The sequence below is a fragment of the Micromonospora sp. AMSO1212t genome (assembly GCF_008868145.1).
Classification (GTDB): Bacteria; Actinomycetota; Actinomycetes; order Mycobacteriales; family Micromonosporaceae; genus Micromonospora; species Micromonospora tulbaghiae.
This window is the reverse complement of record NZ_WBKS01000055.1, coordinates 1-17,181: the sequence shown is the minus strand read 5'-3', so window position 1 is coordinate 17,181 and position 17,181 is coordinate 1. Positions and strand designations below refer to the sequence as shown.

16 protein-coding genes are annotated in these 17,181 nt (G+C 72.5%); 5 read left to right on the top strand and 11 right to left on the bottom strand.

The window, feature by feature from the left end; genetic code table 11:
• Window positions 1-8 precede the first annotated feature (8 nt).
• From F8279_RS16035 to F8279_RS16020, 4 genes are all read right to left on the bottom strand, one after another.
• Window positions 9-1,934, bottom strand: coding sequence for a DUF5941 domain-containing protein (locus F8279_RS16035; protein WP_091416144.1), 1,926 nt, complete (start codon window positions 1,932-1,934; stop codon window positions 9-11).
• Window positions 1,935-2,080: 146 nt separating this feature from the next.
• Entirely contained in the window at window positions 2,081-2,824 is a 744-nt protein-coding gene (locus F8279_RS16030; RefSeq protein WP_030503547.1) for an ABC transporter ATP-binding protein, read from the bottom strand.
• Window positions 2,825-3,652: an ABC transporter permease gene (locus F8279_RS16025; RefSeq protein ID WP_091414741.1), complete on the bottom strand. Its 828-nt coding sequence runs from the start codon at window positions 3,650-3,652 to the stop codon at window positions 2,825-2,827.
• Window positions 3,653-3,716: 64 nt separating this feature from the next.
• Window positions 3,717-5,087, bottom strand: coding sequence for an L-serine ammonia-lyase (locus F8279_RS16020; protein WP_151500377.1), 1,371 nt, complete (start codon window positions 5,085-5,087; stop codon window positions 3,717-3,719).
• Between the two features lie 765 nt (window positions 5,088-5,852).
• Here F8279_RS16020 and F8279_RS16015 point away from each other — a divergent pair.
• Window positions 5,853-6,056 carry a PspC domain-containing protein gene (locus tag F8279_RS16015; RefSeq protein WP_013473752.1) on the top strand — a complete coding sequence of 68 codons (204 nt, stop codon included), beginning with the start codon at window positions 5,853-5,855 and terminating at the stop codon, window positions 6,054-6,056.
• A gap of 119 nt (window positions 6,057-6,175) precedes the next feature.
• On the opposite strand, the gene F8279_RS16010 is transcribed toward F8279_RS16015, so the two are convergent.
• The 7 genes from F8279_RS16010 to pdxH form a co-directional block, all read right to left on the bottom strand.
• On the bottom strand, window positions 6,176-6,952 hold the full coding sequence (locus F8279_RS16010; protein WP_091414737.1) for a DUF4230 domain-containing protein: 777 nt from the start codon (window positions 6,950-6,952) through the stop codon (window positions 6,176-6,178).
• Window positions 6,953-7,067: 115 nt separating this feature from the next.
• Window positions 7,068-8,228: an acyl-CoA dehydrogenase family protein gene (locus tag F8279_RS16005; protein ID WP_151500376.1), complete on the bottom strand. Its 1,161-nt coding sequence runs from the start codon at window positions 8,226-8,228 to the stop codon at window positions 7,068-7,070.
• 31 nt (window positions 8,229-8,259) lie between these two features.
• Window positions 8,260-8,565, bottom strand: coding sequence for a type II toxin-antitoxin system VapB family antitoxin (locus F8279_RS16000; protein ID WP_013283726.1), 306 nt, complete (start codon window positions 8,563-8,565; stop codon window positions 8,260-8,262).
• 53 nt (window positions 8,566-8,618) lie between these two features.
• On the bottom strand, window positions 8,619-9,221 hold the full coding sequence (locus tag F8279_RS15995) for a nitroreductase family protein (protein ID WP_151500375.1): 603 nt from the start codon (window positions 9,219-9,221) through the stop codon (window positions 8,619-8,621).
• Window positions 9,222-9,223: 2 nt separating this feature from the next.
• A complete protein-coding gene (locus F8279_RS15990; protein WP_151500374.1) occupies window positions 9,224-10,150 on the bottom strand; it encodes an aldose 1-epimerase family protein in 927 nt (308 codons plus the stop codon).
• A gap of 16 nt (window positions 10,151-10,166) precedes the next feature.
• The gene (locus F8279_RS15985; RefSeq protein WP_091414727.1) at window positions 10,167-11,459 is read right to left on the bottom strand and encodes an MFS transporter; all 1,293 of its coding nucleotides are present in this window, start codon (window positions 11,457-11,459) and stop codon (window positions 10,167-10,169) included.
• On the bottom strand, window positions 11,456-12,085 hold the full coding sequence (pdxH, locus tag F8279_RS15980) for a pyridoxamine 5'-phosphate oxidase (protein ID WP_192580706.1): 630 nt from the start codon (window positions 12,083-12,085) through the stop codon (window positions 11,456-11,458). The genes F8279_RS15985 and pdxH overlap by 4 nt, the downstream gene beginning before the upstream one ends.
• A gap of 273 nt (window positions 12,086-12,358) precedes the next feature.
• Here pdxH and F8279_RS15975 point away from each other — a divergent pair, with 273 nt between their 5' ends.
• From F8279_RS15975 to F8279_RS15960, 4 genes are all read left to right on the top strand, one after another.
• A complete protein-coding gene (locus F8279_RS15975) occupies window positions 12,359-13,465 on the top strand; it encodes a citrate synthase 2 (protein ID WP_091414723.1) in 1,107 nt (368 codons plus the stop codon).
• 251 nt (window positions 13,466-13,716) lie between these two features.
• Window positions 13,717-14,844: a phosphoserine transaminase gene (serC, locus tag F8279_RS15970; RefSeq protein ID WP_151500372.1), complete on the top strand. Its 1,128-nt coding sequence runs from the start codon at window positions 13,717-13,719 to the stop codon at window positions 14,842-14,844.
• Between the two features lie 191 nt (window positions 14,845-15,035).
• Complete coding sequence (sepH, locus tag F8279_RS15965) at window positions 15,036-16,124, top strand: septation protein SepH (RefSeq protein WP_091414719.1); 1,089 nt, start codon at window positions 15,036-15,038, stop codon at window positions 16,122-16,124.
• A gap of 63 nt (window positions 16,125-16,187) precedes the next feature.
• The gene (locus F8279_RS15960; protein WP_091414717.1) at window positions 16,188-17,174 is read left to right on the top strand and encodes an aldo/keto reductase; all 987 of its coding nucleotides are present in this window, start codon (window positions 16,188-16,190) and stop codon (window positions 17,172-17,174) included.
• The last annotated feature ends 7 nt before the right edge of the window (window positions 17,175-17,181 follow it).

Genomic DNA, 17,181 nt, shown 5'->3' with positions numbered 1-17,181 from the left:
GCCCTCCGTCAGCCCGGCGAGCGCACACCCCCACGGGCGCGGGCCGGCAGGACCACCCAGGCGAGGACCACGCTCGCGACAAAAACCACGAGAAGGTACGCACCGAGTGTAGCCAGAGCGTAACTCGCATATCCGGCAATCAGCCCGATTGCCAGCAGCAGCGAACGCCCCGGCCAGCCCAGCGTGACGGCGTGCAGCGGCGGCGCCGCCTGCCGCTTCTCCAGCCGGGCGGTCAGGTCGTAGTGCAGCAGCGTGAGCACCAGCACGTACCCGAAGATCAGCCAGGCCGGTGCCCGGCCCGCCACCCCGACCGCGATGGCGAACAGGTACTCGGCCGCCCGCAACGCGGCCGGCACCAGCCAGTCCAGCGAGCCGTCGTGCGGTGCCCGCGAAGCCTGCGCGGCGCCCAGCAGCAGCACCAGCGCGAGCACCGGCACCCAGACCGGCAGGTCGCCGCCGCCGCGCACCGCGAGCAGCGCCCACACCAGCGTCCCCGCCGCGCCGAGCGCGCCGAGCACCGCCAGCAGCAGCGGCCGCCGCGCGGTCGGCAGCGTCCGCGCCAGCAGGCCGTCGTCGCGGTGCAGCCCCGCGTCCACAGTGGTCAGCACCGGCACCCGCATCCACCGCGCCCGCAGGGTCCGCAACCCCCCGGTGTACGCGAACGCCAGCGCACCCCAGACCAGCACCGCGACCAGCGCCACCAGCGGCCCGAACAGCGCGGCGGCAATCGCGATCAACGCCCACCGCTCACCGATCGGGAACACCACAGTGCGCTTCAGCCAGTACGACACCGAGCCGGTGTCCGCCTGCACCCGGGTCGACGCGGCGTTCAGCTTCCCGCCGATGCCGCCCGCGTCAGCGGTCACCACCTTCGGCCGCCGGGCCGCCTCGTCGTGCAGCGCGCCGTACCAGGTGTCGGTCATGTGCCGCACGGTCTGCAACGTCATCGCCGCGAGCGCCAGCGCCCAGCCGTACCGGAACCCGGCATGCGTGGCCCCGAAACCGAGACCGGCGTAGACCACGTACTCCTTGAACCGGTCGGCCATCGTGTCCAGCCAGCCGCCCCAGGCGCTGAAGTGCCGGGTGTAGCGCGCCAACTGCCCGTCCACGCAGTCCAGCACGAAACCCAGGTAGAGCAGGACCGCGCCGGCCACCAGCGCGGGCCGTCCACCGGCGCCGAACAGCACCGCCGCGCCCACCGCGAACGCGACCGAGACCATGGTGACCCCGGTCGGGCCGATCCCGATCCGGGCCGCCGCCTTCGTGACGTACGGGGACCACGTGCTGACGAAGAACGTGGTGAAGAAGTCGTCCCGCTCCTTCACCGACAGCTTCAGCTCGGCCCGGTCCTCGTCGACAGCGGCCACCGCCGCCTCGCCCGCCTCCCGCTGCGCCTCGTCGCCGACCCGGTGCGCCACGAGCAGACGTACCCGCTGGGCGAAGATCAGCGTGCCGCGCGCGGCGAGGTCGGCCACGAGCCGGTCCACCGCGCCCAGCGGCCCGCCCTCGGCGGCGCCGGGCGCGGCCGGCGCGGACGCCACATCGGCCAGGCGCGCGTCCGGCGCGGAGGCCGCGCCTGGTGCGCCGCCCGCGGCACGGCGGGCGGCGTCGGCGAGCGCCGGCCGGTCGGCCGCGCCCACCCGCAGTGCGCCACCGAAGACGCCGCTCGGGTCGGCGGCGCCGACCTCGACCACCTGCCCGCGCTCCTCGCGCACCGTGGCCTGGCCAGGAGCGGGCGGGTCGGTGAGCACCAGCGCGACCGTCGGCCCCACCGGGCTGGTCGCGAGATGCCGGAGTACGGCCGTGTGCGCCACCAGATCCGCGCCGCTCACCAGCACCGGGCCGGTCGCGGCGGCCACCAGGTCGGCCAGTTCGGTCAGGTCGGCGGCGATGCGCACGTCGTCCGCCCCGGCGCGGCGCCACTGCGCGGCCAGGCGCTCGGCGAGCGATTCCTCTTTGAGTCGGCCCGCCGGCTCGTCCGGGCGGCCCGATTCGCTCGGACGGCTCGGCTCGACCAGGTGGCTCGGCGGCTCGGTGAGCCGGCCCGCCGCCGGTTCGGCGGCGAGCACGATCGCGAGCGTCACCGCTTCGCCGCGTCGGCGTAGGCGGCCAGCGCCTCGTCGATCGTCCCGTCGACGATCAGCCGTCCGGCGTCGAGGTAGAGCCCCCGACGGCAGAACCGGGTGAGGTCCTTGTCGTTGTGTGACACCAGCACCAGCGTGCGCCCTTCCGCGAGAAGTCGCTCGATGGTCGCATAGCACTTCGCACGGAACTCCGCGTCCCCGACCGCTGTCACCTCGTCCACCAACAGCACCGGATGCGGCAGGTGCGCGATCACCGCGAAGCCCAGCCGCACCTTCATCCCCGACGAGTAGTGCCGCACCGACGTGTCGATGGCGCGTTCCACCTGCTCACCGGCGAACGAGACGATCTCGTCGAAGTGTTCCCGCAGGTACGCCGACGACAGCCCGTGCAGCCCGCCCACCAGGTACAGGTTCTCCCGGCCGGTCAGGTCGCCGGAGAACCCGGCGGACAGTTCGAGCAGCGGTGCCACCCGGCCGTGCACCCGGATCGAACCCTCATCCGGGATGAGCACACCGGCGATCAGCCGCAGCAGCGTGCTCTTGCCGGTGCCGTTGCGCCCCACCACGCCCACCGTCTCGCCCGGCTCGATCCGGAACGACAGGTCGCGCAACGGCCAGAACCGGCCCGCATCCGGATCGCGGGCGCCCCGGTGCACGATCAGCTCCCGTAGCCGCAGTTGGCGGCGCCGGTTGCGGACGAACCGGATGCCCAGCCCGTCCGCCTCGATGATCGGGGCCATTCAGAGTTCCTTCAACACTGCCGGTTCGAGGCGGTGGAACGCCCACCAGCCGAGCGCCAGCACCAGCACGCTGCCGGACACCGTGATCGTGAGCAGCCGGGCGTCGGGGAACTCGTCCGGATACCAGACCGCATGGTGGAGCTGGAAGATCCCGACCAGCGGGTTCAGCTCGTACCCGATCTTGAGCCAGCCCGGCATGCCCGACTCCCGCACCAGGTCGAGCGGGTAGATGATCGGCGTCGCGTAGAACAGCAGCCGGATGACCAGCCGCATGGTGCGCTCGATGTCGCGCATCAGCACGTTGCCCGCCGACAGCAGCAGCGCCAGGCCCACAAGCAGCACGAACTGCACCGCGACGGCGAGCGGCAGGGCCAGCAGACTCCAGCCGGGGCGGATCCTGCCGTGGCTCGCGTAGATCGCCGCGACGGCGACCAGGATCGGCAGCCCGGCCAGGTACTCGGCGAACCGGCCGGTGACCCGCCCGATGGGGAAGATCGGCCGGGGCAGGTTCATCGTGGTGATCAGCCGGGACTGCCCGGTCAGCGCGTTCGCCGCCTCGGTCAGCGCCGAACTCGCCCACATCCAGGCGAAGATCCCGGTGATGAGGAACAGCGGGTACGAGCCGGCCGCCTCGCCCAGATGCCGCCGGGTCGCGCCGGAGTAGAGCACGCCGAAGACGAACCAGTAGATCAGGCCCATGCCGAGCGGCTCGATCAGCGACCAGAAGTAGCCCAGCACCGACTGCTGGTACTTCACCGCGAGATCCCGGCGGACCAGGATGCGCAGCGAGGTGCGGGCGGACCAGAGCGCCGCGACGCCTGACGTCACCGCACCATGGTCGCGCCTTCCGTGCCGGCGCGACGGCCGTCCGCGCCGGGTCACCCCAACGGAGTCAGCACTCGATCACGTTGACGGCGAGCCCGCCCCGCGCGGTCTCCTTGTACTTGACCTTCATGTCCGCGCCGGTCTCCCGCATGGTCTTGATGACCTTGTCCAGCGACACGTGGTGCACCCCGTCACCGCGCAACGCCAGCCGGGCCGCCGTGATCGCCTTGATGCTCGCCACCGCGTTGCGCTCGATGCACGGGATCTGCACCAGGCCACCCACCGGGTCGCAGGTCAGCCCCAGATTGTGCTCCATGCCGATCTCGGCGGCGTTCTCCACCTGCTCCGGCGTACCGCCGAGCGCCTCGGCCAGCCCGGCCGCCGCCATCGAACACGCCGAACCCACCTCGCCCTGGCAGCCGACCTCGGCCCCGGAGATCGACGCGTTCTCCTTGAACAGCACGCCGATCGCACCCGCGGCCAGCAGGAACCGGACCACGCCCTCCTCGGATGCGCCGGGCACGAACCGGGTGTAGTAGTGCAGCACGGCCGGGATGATCCCGGCGGCGCCGTTCGTCGGCGCGGTGACCACCCGCCCGCCGGCCGCGTTCTCCTCGTTGACCGCCAGCGCGAACAGCGTCACCCAGTCCATCGCGCGCAGCGGATCCTGGCTGCCGGTCTCCGCCTCCAGGCTGCGCCGCATCTCGGCCGCGCGCCGCCGGACCTTCAACCCACCCGGGAGTACGCCGTCGCGGGTGCAGCCGCTCTCCACGCACTCACGCATCACCCGCCAGATCTCCAGCAGCCCCGCGCGTACGTCCGCCTCGCTGCGCCAGGACAGCTCGTTGGCGAGCATCACCTCGCTGATCGACAGGCCGGTCTCGGTGGTGACCTCGAGCAGCTCCGCGCCGGTCAGGAACGGGTGCCGTACCCGGGTGGTGTCCGCCTTGATCCGGTCCGCCCCGGCCGCCGCCTCGTCGACCACGAACCCGCCGCCGACCGAGTAGTACGTGCGCGTCCGCACCTCGTTCCCGGCCGCGTCGTACGCCGCGAACGTCATCCCGTTCGGGTGGTACGGCAGCGAGCGCCGGCGATGCAGCACCAGATCCGTGTCCGGGTCGAAGTCGATCCCCTGGCTGCCGAACAGGTCGAGCCGCCGCTGGGTGCGGATCCGCTCCACACGCGGCCCCACCGAGTCGGTGTCGACGGTCTCCGGGACCTCGCCCTCCAGCCCCAGCAGCACCGCCCGGTCACTGCCGTGCCCGTGACCGGTCGCGCCGAGCGAGCCGAACAGCTCCGCCCGTACCCGCGCCACGTCGGCGAGCTGCCCGTCGGCCTTCAGGCCCGCCACGAACGTACGGGAGGCCCGCATCGGCCCGACGGTGTGCGAGCTGGACGGCCCGATACCGACGCTGAAAAGATCGAAAACACTGATCATTGGCTGCTTTCCTCGCCGTCGTCCCCGTTGTGCGGATCCGAGCCGGTGCGTGGGTGCCGCGCCCGCCGGGCGGGTAGACGGCCGGCGCCCGGGGTGTGGGCGCCCGACCGGCGAGCCTACCTCGCCCCGGTGAATACCCGCCCACACTCCGCCACATGCCCGACCCCGGCGCGCGGTCCGCCCACTCCCCCGTCGATCTTGGAGTTGTGGCACCCAGAATGAGCGGGTTTGCGGCATCCGTGAACTGCCACAACTCCAAGATCGCCGCGCGCCACACGGAGCACCCGGCACCCCGGCGAGATCTTGGTACCAAACGGCCCTCATAGGGGCCCTTTCCTACCAAGATCTCCACCGATCCCACTCAACGGAACACATGTCCCGCGAGGCGGAAGGCGCGCTCGGCGCGGCAGGCACTCGCCGAACGGGCCCGTACCCACGCAACCGCCAACTCCCGCGATCTTGCAGTTGCGGCCCCCAACAAGGGTGCGAATCGGGCACAACGGGGGCCGCAAGTGCAAGATCGCGAGGAACAGGGGTGAGGGGCTGGGTGGGGCGGCCGAACAAGGGAGTGACCGTGGAGGGCGATTGTGTGACGGCATGGGGAGTCTTCGCGGACAGCACAGCGGGCGCGTCGGTGGGGCGGGTCCGGGGTAAGCACCTACGGGTGCCCGGGTCGCCGATCATCCTCGGGGCTGAGGGCGCGGCGCGTACCCCTTTCTACCGTGGAATCAGCGCGGCGGATCGCCGCAGAAGTGGGAGACGACGATGAGTCGCAAACTGGTCCGGCCCCGCCAGGGGCGCATGATCGCCGGTGTCTGCGCCGGCCTGGGGCAGCGGTTCGGCATGTCGGCCGGGATGGTCCGGCTGCTGTTCCTGCTGTCGCTGCTGCTGCCCGGCACGCAGGTGATCATCTACCTGATCCTGTGGATCCTGATGCCGAACGAGGACCGCTACCTCGCCACCCGCTGACGCGACACGAGCCGGGACACCGGTACGCGAGCCGGGACACCCGCACACACGCGACGCGCCCGCCCCGGAACACCGGGGGCGGGCGCGCGACGTCAGAGCAGAGGGTCAGAGCACGAAGGTCAGGGAGCCGTGTAGGTGACAGTCACCTTCTCGTACCCGAGGGACCGCAGCAGCCCTTCGAGCATCTTGCGGGTGTTCTCCTGGGCCCGGGCGGTGAGCCCGCTGTCCCGGGCGGCGGCGGTGATCCGGTCCTCGGCGAGCTTATAGATCTGCTGCTGCCGGTTGGGGTCGCCGGCCACCAGGTCGTTGAGCCGGTTGATCAGGCCGCGCTGCTCGGCGAACACGTAGCTCTTGTCCATGTCCAGGTCGGTCTCGCCGAGCTGCGGCGCGGGCAGCTTGATCTCGGCGGACTTGCCGTCCTCGGAGACGACGACGGCACCGTCGGCGATCTTCGCGAAGTCGACGTACGCCTCGACGCGGCCCGCCCCGACGAACAGCGTGCGCTCGTTGAGCAGGAAGTCGGGCACGTTGCGCCTGTCGTTCTGCACGTCGACCACCACCTGGAAGTTGCCCTCGGCGGCGACGTAGCGGCTCAGGTCACGGATCGACTTGAGCAACGGCGGCTGGCTGCGGTCGGTCTGCTCCTTGGCGAACGGGTTGCGGAAGTCGGGCAGCAGACCGGTGGCCTGCACGCCGAGCAGCACCACCACCGCCAGCGCCGCCGCGCCGAGCACCCAGAGCAGGCCGCGCACCGGGCCGCCGCCCGACGCCGGGGCGCCCGGGGCGTACTCGCGGTCGTGGTCGGGCGTGCCCTCCGCCCGGTCGCGAAGGGACTCGCTGGTGGGGTAGTCCGGGAACTCCCGGGTGGGCTCGTTGATGTCACCGTCGCGGGCCATCGCCCTCACCGTCCTCGTCCGACAGAGTCCTCGTCCGACACATCGACTGACAATGACGGTACGGCCACCGTGCGACAGTCGCGCGCCGAGCGACCCGATCGGGTGAAACAGCAGGTCAGGCGAACGCGGACACGCCGGTCAGCCGCTGGCCGATGACGAGCTGGTGGATCTCCGAGGTGCCCTCGTAGGTGAGCACGCTCTCCAGGTTGTTGGCGTGCCGCATCACCGGGTACTCCCCCGAGACGCCGTTGGCGCCGAGGATCGTGCGGCACTGCCGGGCGATGGCGAGCGCCTCGCGGACGTTGTTCAGCTTGCCCACGCTCACCTGGTGGGGCCGCAGCGAGCCGGCGTCGGCGAGGCGGCCGAGGTGCAGCGCGAGCAGCATCCCCTTGTTCCACTCCACCGCCATGTCGGCGAGCTTGGCCTGGGTGAGCTGGAAACCGGCGAGCGGGCGGCCGAACTGGGTGCGCGTGGTCGCGTACTCCAGGGCCGTCTCCAGGCAGTCGCGGGCCGCGCCGAGCGCGCCCCAGACGATGCCGTGCCGGGCCTCGGTCAGGCACCCCAGCGGCGCCTTGAGCCCGATCGCCTCGGGCAGTCGCGCGTCAGCCGGCAGCCGGACGTCGTCGAGCGCGATCTCGCCGGTCAGGGACGCGCGCAGCGACATCTTGTGCCGGATCTCGCGCGCCGTCACCCCCGGCGTGTCCATGGGTACGGCGAAACCGCGCACCCCTTCGTCGGTACGCGCCCAGATCACGCCCACGTCGGCGATCGGCGCGTTGGTGATCCACAGCTTGCTGCCGTTCAGGATCCAGTCGTCGCCGTCGCGGCGGGCCCGGGTGGCCATCGACCCCGGATCGGAGCCGTGGTCCGGCTCGGTGAGCCCGAAACAGCCGATCGCCTCGCCGGCCGCCATCGCGGGCAGCCAGCGCTGCTTCTGCTCCTCGCTGCCGAAGCGCCAGATGGCGTACATGGCCAGCGATCCCTGCACCGAGACCAGCGACCGGACACCGGAGTCGCCGGCCTCCAGTTCCAGACAGGCCAGCCCGTACGCGACGGCCGATGAGCCGGCGCAGCCGTACCCGGTCAGGTGCATGCCGAGCAGGCCGAGCTTGCCGAACTCGCGGGCCAGTTCCCGGGCCGGCACCTCGCCGTCCTCGTACCAGCCGGCGACGTGCGGGCGTACCCGGTCGGTCACGAGCCGGCGCACGACGGCGCGGATCTGCCGCTCCTCCTCGCTGAGCGACGCATCGATGTCGAGCAGGTCGAGAGGAGTCATGGCGTCACCTTAACCAAGACTCAGTGAGGCGTCACTCGCCCTGGTCACCGAGCACGAGCACCCGCGCGTGGATCTGGTTGCGCTGCTGGAGCGCCGCGCGCAGCGCACGGTGCAGGCCGTCCTCCAGGTAGAGGCCGCCGTTCCACTGCACGACGTGCGGAAAGAGGTCGCCGTAGAAGGTGGAGTCCTCCGCGAGCAGCTTGTCCAGCGCGAGTTCGCGCTTGGTGGTGATGAGCTGGTCAAGCCGCAGCGGGCGCGGCGGGATCTCGGCCCACTGCTTCAGCGTGAGGTTGTGCTCCGGGTAGGGACGCCCGTCCCGGACCGCCCTGAAGATCACGGCGTGCTCTCCTCCCCAGGCCAGGCTGACAATGTGGATGTCAGCCTAACCGCTCAGGTCCACCGTCCCCGCCGCACCACATCCTGCACCGGACGCCGCCCCCGGCGCAGCGACGGTGACCGGTGGTCGACGGCTCGGTAACCTATTGTGATTGCGCCGATCGGGTGCAGTTCCGGCGGTACCCCGAACGCCTCCCGGTACGCCCCGATGCGCTGCGGCGGGATCCCGAAGAAGCAGGCGCCGAGGCCCTCGTCCACGGCGGTGAGCAGCATCAGCAGCGCCGCGAAACCGGTGTCCACGTACCAGTAGGGCACCGGCCAGCGGTCCTCGGCGCGGTCCGACCAGCCCTTGTCGGCCTCGGCGTAGCGGTCCAGGTAGGCGTCGCGGTTGGCGTGCGGCACCACGATCAGCGGGGCCCGGCGCATACCGGCCAGCCAGCGCTCCCGGCCGCCGCCATCCGGCGTGGTCGCGGTCCAGAACCGTTCCCGGTCCTCGGGTTCCTCCAGCACCAGGAAGCCCCAGCCCTGCGAGAACCCGGCCGACGGGGCCCGGACGGCGTGGTCCAGCAGCCGGTCCACCACCTCCGGCGGCACCGGCCGGTCGGGGTCGTAGTTGCGCACCATCCGGCGGCGCCGGACGACCTCGGCGAACTCCACGCTCAGACCTCCGGGCGGACGCCCCAGGCGCCCCGCCAGGTCTGCCCCGGCTCCAGCATGATCAGATCCTTGCCGGAGCGGAACGCGTCGGGCGGGCAGGTCATCGGCTCCACCGCCACGGACCGGCGGTGCCGCTCCCCGCCGAGGGTGTCACCGGTGAACACCTGCCACCAGCCGAACTCGCGGTCCGCCCAGATCCGCAGCCCGGACGAGCCGTCCGGCGCGCTCAGCACCACCGCCGAGCCGCCGTCGGCGTCCCGCTCGACGTCACCGAACGCGGTGTCGAGGACCAGGTCGCCGATCGGGCGCGGGCTGGTGAAGTCGAACTCGGAGCCGGTCACGTCCGCGGCGGCGACCGGCAGCAGGCGGCTGTCCACCAGCACCCGGCGCCGGGCCGGCAGGTGCAGCCGCAGCTCGTCCACGCCGACCTTGGGCAGTTGCAGATAGGGGTGTACGGAGAAGCCGAACGGCGACGGCTCGTCGGAGAGGTTCGTCGCCTCGTGCTCGGCCCGCAGGCCGTCCGGGCCGACGCTCCACCGGGCCCGCAGCCGCAGCGCCCACGGGTAGCCGGGGCTCGGCGGCAGGTCGTAGCCGATGGTCACGCTGTCCGCCGACTGCTCGATCGGCTGCCACCGCACCCAGTTCACCAGGCCGTGCAGGGCGTTGTGCCGCTCCGGCTCGGTGAGGTCGAGCTGCAACGACCGCTCCCCGACCGTGTAGACGCCGTCCCGGATCCGGTTCGGCCAGGGTGCCAGCACCTGCCCGGCCGAGCCGGGGCAGACCTCGTCCTCGGCGTACCCGTCGAGGTGGTCCACGCCGTCGTATCGGTAGGCCCGCAGCCCGCCGCCCACCTCGACCACGACGGCCTCGTGGCCGTCGGCCGCGATGGTCCACTGTGTACCGGACGGTGGCTGCGCGTCGATCCCCATGTCGGCGACCCTACCGTCAGCGGCGCTCCTCGGCGGGGGTGGTCGAGCGATAGCGCAGCAGCGCCGGGAACGCCACCACCAGCAACACCGCGAGTACGGCGGCGGCCAGACCGCCACCGACCATGGCGAAGCCGGTGCCGAAACCGGCGGCCATCGCACCGGCGCGCAGGTCGCCCAGACGCGGGCCGCCGGCCACCACCACCGTGTTCACGCCCTGGAGGCGGCCACGCATCCGGTCCGGCGCGTACACCAGCAGCATCGACTGGCGCAGCGTGGCGCTGACCAGGTCGGCGGCGCCGGCGACGCCCAGCAGCACCACCGCGACCCACAACTGCCCGGCCAGCCCGGCGAGCGCGATCGCCACGCCCCAGCCGACCACCGCCACGGTGAGCGCGAGGCCCTGGCGGCGCACCCGGCCGATCCAGCCCGAGGTCAGGCCGCCGAGCATCGCGCCGATGGCGATGGAGCTGTAGAGCCAGCCCACCGCCGAGGCGCCGCCGAAGCGTTCCTGCGCCAGCTCCGGGAACAGCGCCCGCGGCATGGCCAGGATCATCGCGATCAGGTCGATGGCGAAGGAGAGCAGCAGGACCCGCGTGGTCGCCAGATAGCGGAAGCCGTCGATGATGCTGGCGAACCCGGCCTTGCGTACGCCGCCGTCCGGGTCCGGCGCGGGCGGCATCGCGGGCAGCCGCAGCGTGGCCCAGAGCGACGCGGTGAACAGCAGCGCGTCCGCCGCGTACGCGATGGGCAGCGCCACCCCGACCTGCCAGGCGGCGAAGATCAGCCCGGCGGCGAGCGGGCCGAAGACGGCGGCGGCGGTGAACGTGGTGAAGTTCAGCGTCGTGGCCGCCGGGACCAGCTCGGCCGGCACGAGCCGGGGCAGGATCGCGCTGCGGGCCGGCGAGGTGATCGCGAAGGCCGTCGACTGGAGGCCGACGAGCAGTAGGAGCAGCAGCGGGCTGCGCGCTCCGGCCAGCGACTGCACCAGCAGCCCGAGCGTCGAGGCCCAGAGCACGCAGCCGCCGACGAGCAGCACCCGACGGCGGTCCCGGGCGTCGGCGACCGCGCCGCCCCACAGCCCGAAGATCAGCAGCGGTACGAAGCCGGCGATGCCGAGCAGACCGACCCACAACGAGCCGCCGGTCAGGTCGAACATCTCCACCGGCACCGCCACGGCGGTGAACTGGAAACCGAACATGGCGATCGCGTTGCCGGTCCAGACGCGCCGGTACGCGGGCACGCGCAGCGGACGCAGGTCGATCGCCCAGCGGCGCGCCCCCCGCCGCCGGTCCGAAGTGACGTCGGTCACGGCGCGAGCCGCTCGACGACGAAGACCCCGTCTCCGGTACGCCGGAAACGCAGCCGGTCGTGCAGCCGGCTGGCCCGGCCCTGCCAGAACTCGACGGTCTCCGGACGGACCCGGAACCCGCCCCAGTACGGCGGCGCGGGGATCGGGTCCACGTCGGCGAACCGCTCGGCAGCCGCCCGGTACGCCGCGTCGAGCGCGGTCCGGTCCGGCACCACTGTCGACTGGGCGCTGGCCCACGCCCCGAGCTGCGAGCCGCGCGGCCGGCTGGCGAAGTACGCCTCGGTCTCGGCGCGGTCCACCTGCTCGACCCGGCCCGTCACGATCACCTGCCGCTGCATCGGGAACCAGGGGAACACCAGGCTGGCCCACGGGTTGCCGGTCACCTCGGTGCCCTTGCGCGACCCGTGGTTGGTGTAGAAGACGAAGCCGTCCGGGCCGTACCCCTTGAGCAGCACGGTGCGCCCACTGGGCCGGCCCTCGGCGTCGGCCGTGCCGAGCACCATCGCGTTCGGCTCCGGCAGCGGATGGGCCACCGCGTCCGCGAACCAGCGGGCGAACTGGGTGTGCCAGTCCGGTGCCAGGTCCGTCTCGGTCAGGCCCAGGTCGGCGGCGTACTCGTTACGCATACCGGCCGGGGCGGGTGTGTCGCCTGTCACTGTGGTAGTCCCTCTCCCGGGCGTGCCGGCGTCCCCCGACGCTGGCCAGGCCCCGGTACCCAGTCTTCTCCTTCCCGAACGGGGGTCCACCGGCGGGGATGTCGCGTGGCGCACAGTGGCTGTGGGTCGCGCAGCGCGTTACCCACCGGGCAAGATGTCACGAACCACATCCCTGAAGGGTCGCCTGAGCTGCGGGGCTCGATCAGCCCGCCCGGGCGCGCCGAGCCGAAGCCAGGAGTCGACATGTCCGATTTCAAACCGGGCCTGGAGGGCGTCGTAGCCTTCGAGACCGAGATCGCCGAACCCGACCGCGCGGGGGGATCACTGCGCTACCGGGGCGTGGACATCGAGGACCTGATCGGCCAGGTCTCGTTCGGCAACGTCTGGGCACTGCTGGTGGACGGCCGGTTCGGCCCGGGCCTGCCGCCGGCCGAGCCGTTCCCGGTGCCGGTGCACTCCGGTGACATCCGCGTCGACGTGCAGTCCGCGGTCGCCATGCTGGCCCCGTACTGGGGGCTCAGCCAGCTCCTCGACATCTCCGACGAGCAGGCCCGCGAGGACCTGGCCCGGGTGTCGGTCACCGCGCTGTCCTTCGTCGCCCAGTCGGCGCGCGGCCTGGGCCTGCCGGCCGTGCCGCAGAAGGAGATCGACAAGGCGGAGACCATCGTCGAGCGGTTCATGAAGCGCTGGCGGGGTGAGCCCGACCCGCGGCACGTCAAGGCCGTCGACGCGTACTTCATCTCGGCCGCCGAGCACGGCCTGAACGCCTCCACCTTCACCGCCCGGATCGTCGCCTCCACCGGCGCGGACGCCGCGGCCTGCATCTCGTCCGGCATCGGCGCGCTCTCCGGCCCGCTGCACGGCGGCGCCCCGTCCCGGGTGCTCAGCATGCTGGAGGCGGTCGAGCGCAGCGGCGACGCCGACGGGTACGTCAAGGGCGTCCTCGACCGGGGCGAGCGCCTGATGGGCTTCGGCCACCGGGTCTACCGGGCCGAGGACCCGCGCGCCCGCGTGCTGCGGCGTACCGCCAAAGAGCTGGGCGCGCCGCGCTTCGAGGTCGCCGAGGCGCTGGAGAAGGCCGCGCTGGCCGAGCTCCAGGCCCGCCGCCCGGACCGCGTCCTCGCCACCAACGTCGAGTTCTGGTCGGCCGTGGTGCTGGACTTCGCCGAGGTGCCGGCGCACATGTTCACCTCGATGTTCACCTGCGCCCGGATGGGCGGCTGGTCGGCGCACATCCTGGAGCAGAAGAAGCTCCAGCGGCTGGTCCGGCCGTCGGCCACGTACGTCGGCCACGCCCCGCGCAAGCCGCAGCAGGTCGAGGGTTGGGACGCCATCCCGCACGGCGTCTGACGTCTCGCCCGGAGCCCCGTTCCCCTGCCGGTGGAGCGGGGCTCCGGCATTTCCGGGGCCGGCACGCCAGGCGTGTGGCGGACGCCTCACCGACCGGGGTGGGACAGCCCGCCGGACGTGCCCGGGCAGGTGCGAGGATGGCCGTGGCAGTGTCGCCGGAACGGGCTCGGACGCCGCCCGCCGCCACGCGGCAGGACATCGTCCGCGCCTGCCAGCTCACCTCTCGCCCATGCGGAAGGATCTTCAAGACCGTGGCTGACGCACCGACCATCCGGATTCCCGACGAGATCAGGCCCGCCGACGGACGATTCGGCTGCGGCCCGTCCAAGGTCCGTCCGGCCGCGGTCTCCGCCCTCGCCGACGTCGCCACCAGCTACCTGGGCACGTCGCACCGGCAGAAGACGGTCCGCGACCAGGTGGCCCGGCTGCGCCGCGGCCTGGCCGAGTTCTTCTCCCTGCCCGAGGGGTACGAGGTGGTGCTCGGCAACGGCGGCACCACCGCGTTCTGGGAGGTCGCCACGTTCGGCCTGATCCGCGACCGGGCCCAGTTCGCCAGCTTCGGCGAGTTCGGCGCCAAGTTCGCCAAGTCGGTCTCCGACGCGCCGTTCCTCGGTGAACCGACCGTCCGCAAGTCCGACGCGGGCAGCGCCCCGTCGCTCGTGGCCGAGGCCGGCGTGGACGTCTACGCCACCCCGCACAACGAGACCTCCACCGGTGTCGCGGTGCCGATCAGCCGGGTCGCGGGCGCCGACGAGGGCTCGCTGCTGCTGGTCGACGCCACCTCCGGCGCGGGCGGGCTGGACGTGGACGTCGCCCAGACCGACGTCTACTACTTCGCCCCGCAGAAGTGCTTCGGCTCCGACGGCGGGCTCTGGCTAGCCCTGATGTCACCGGCCGCGCTGGCCCGGGCCACCGAGGTCAAGGAGTCGGGCCGCTACATTCCGGCCTTCCTCGACCTGGTCACCGCGATCGACAACTCGCGGCTGGAGCAGACGTACAACACCCCGGCGCTGGCGACCATCTTCCTGGCCGCGGAGCAGACCGACTGGATGAACTCGCAGGGCGGGCTGGCCTGGGCGGCCAAGCGCACCGCCGAGAGCGCCGGCATCGTGTACGGCTGGGCCGAGCGCTCGTCGTTCGCCACGCCGTTCGTGTCGGACCCGGCGTTGCGGTCCAACGTGGTCGCCACCGTCGACTTCGCCGACGAAGTGGACGCGACGGCGATCGCCAAGGCGCTGCGCGCCAACGGCATCGTCGACACCGAGCCGTACCGCAAGCTGGGCCGCAACCAGCTTCGGGTGGCGCTGTTCCCGGCCGTCGAGCCGGCCGACGTCGAGGCGCTCACCGCGTCCATCGACTACGTGGTCGAGCGACTCTGATCACTCCGTCACGGTGCGTGGCCGTCGGGGCTCCGGCGGCCACCCACCGTGATCGTTACCGCAGCTCAGTCACGACATGCCGGGGTGTCGCAGTCCCCATCGCCGGGTAGATGAGCGTACGGTGGTGCGAGACGCCCGGGTGGCCGGCTCCCGTGGCGTGACGGCCAGCGAAGCGGGACGGAGGCAAGCCCATGCGCCCAGTACGCTTCGTCGCCCTCTCCGAGGACGGCCAGGCCCTGGTGCTCGCCGACGAGGTGGGGCGCCTGCTGGCGCTGCCCATCGACGAGCGGATCGCGTCGGCGCTGCACGCCGAGCCGGGCGCCCCGCCGCTCGCGGTGGTGCCGAGCGCCACCGACCCGACGCCGTCACTGTCCCCGCGGGACATCCAGGCCCGGATCCGGTCCGGCGAGTCCGCGGAGGACGTCGCCCGCATCGCCGGTGTACCAGTCGACCGGGTGCTGCGCTACGCCGGCCCGGTGCTCCAGGAGCGGGCCATGCTCGCCCAGCACGCCCGCCGCACCCGGCTCAAGGGCGCGGAGAAGCCGACCCCGCTGGCCGAGGTCGTCAACGGCCGGCTGGCCCAGCACGGCATCGACACCGAGAAGATCTCGTGGGACGCCTACCGCCGCGACGACGGCACCTGGCGGATCATCGCGACCTGGCCGTCCGGCAAGGCCACCGCGCAGGCGGTGTGGGATCTGGACAAGACCCGGCAGAACGTCGCCCCGCACGACGACATGGCGCAATACCTGTGCGCCGAGCGGCCCACGCCCATCCTCGGCCAGGAGCCGGCGCCGGAGCGGGGCGGCCACGCGCTGCCCGGTCCGTCGCGCGGCGAGCCGAGCCGGGGTGGGCACGGCCTGCCGGCCGGATCCGAGCACGCCCGTCCGGGGCGTGACCCGATCCGCGCCGGCCGGGACGCGCTGCTCGCCTCGCTGGACCGTCCGCTCGGCGGCACGTCCGGGCGTGGTCTCGACACCCGTTCCCCGGCCGCGCTGGCCGGGCAGGAGGCGCCCCGTCAGCGGGCCGTCGCAGGTGGTGCCGCGGCGCTGCTCGGTGGTGGGCAGGGTTCGGCCTTCGACGACGACTCGGACGCGCCGAAGGAGATCCCGGCCGTACCCTCGCTTGCCGTGCTGCGACCGCGCCGCACCGGCCCCGCGACGGCGACCGGCGGTGCGGGCGCCGAGTCCACCGAGGCCGGTGGCAAGCCGCGCAAGCGGCTGCCGAGCTGGGACGACGTCCTGTTCGGCACCGGCCCGGCGGCCCGCGAGTCATCCTGATCCATCGCTCCACCCTGGCTCGTTGACGAGGCACTCGAAGTGCCGGCGTGCCAGGGTGGAGGCATGGAGTACACGAACCTGGGACGCACCGGTCTGTCCGTGAGCCGACTCTGCCTCGGCACGATGAACTTCGGTCCGCAGACCGACGAGCCGGACAGCTTCGCCATCATGGACCGGTCGCTCGAACACGGGATCAACTTCTTCGACACCGCGAACGTCTACGGCTGGAAGCTCGGTGAGGGCGTCACCGAGCAGATCGTCGGCCGCTGGTTCGCGCAGGGCGGCGGGCGCCGCGACAAGGTCGTCCTCGCCACCAAGGTGTACGGAAAGATGGGCGAGTGGCCCAACGAGCAGGGCCTGAGCGCCCGGCACATCATCCGGGCCTGCGAGGACTCGCTGCGCCGGCTCCAGACCGACACGATCGACCTCTACCAGATGCACCACGTCTCCCGGACCACGCCGTGGGAGGAGATCTGGCAGGCGATGGAGACGCTCGTCGCCCAGGGCAAGGTGCTCTACGTCGGCTCGTCGAACTTTGCCGGCTGGCACATCGCGCAGGCGCAGGCCGCGGCCGGCAAGCGCAACTTCCTCGGCCTCGTCTCCGAACAGTCGATCTACAACCTGCTGACCCGCCACGTCGAGCTGGAGGTCGTCCCGGCCGCCCAGCACTACGGCCTGGGCATCATCCCCTGGTCGCCGCTGCACGGCGGGCTGCTCTCCGGCATCATCCGCAAGATGGCCGAGGGCAGCGCGGCGCGGGGCACCACCGGCCGCTCGGCCGACGCGCTGGCCGAGCACCGGAACACGATCGAGGCGTACGAGAAGCTGTGTGCCGACCTCGGCCACGACCCGGCCGACGTGGCGCTGGCGTGGCTGCTGTCCCGGCCGGGCGTGACCGCCCCGATCGTGGGTCCGCGCACCATGGACCAGCTCGACCGCAACCTGGGCGCCCTCGACGTCCACCTCGACGAGCCCACCCTCACGCGCCTCGACGAGTTGTTCCCGCCGGTGGGCAACGGCGGCCCCGGCCCAGAAGCCTGGGCCTGGTAAACCCTGC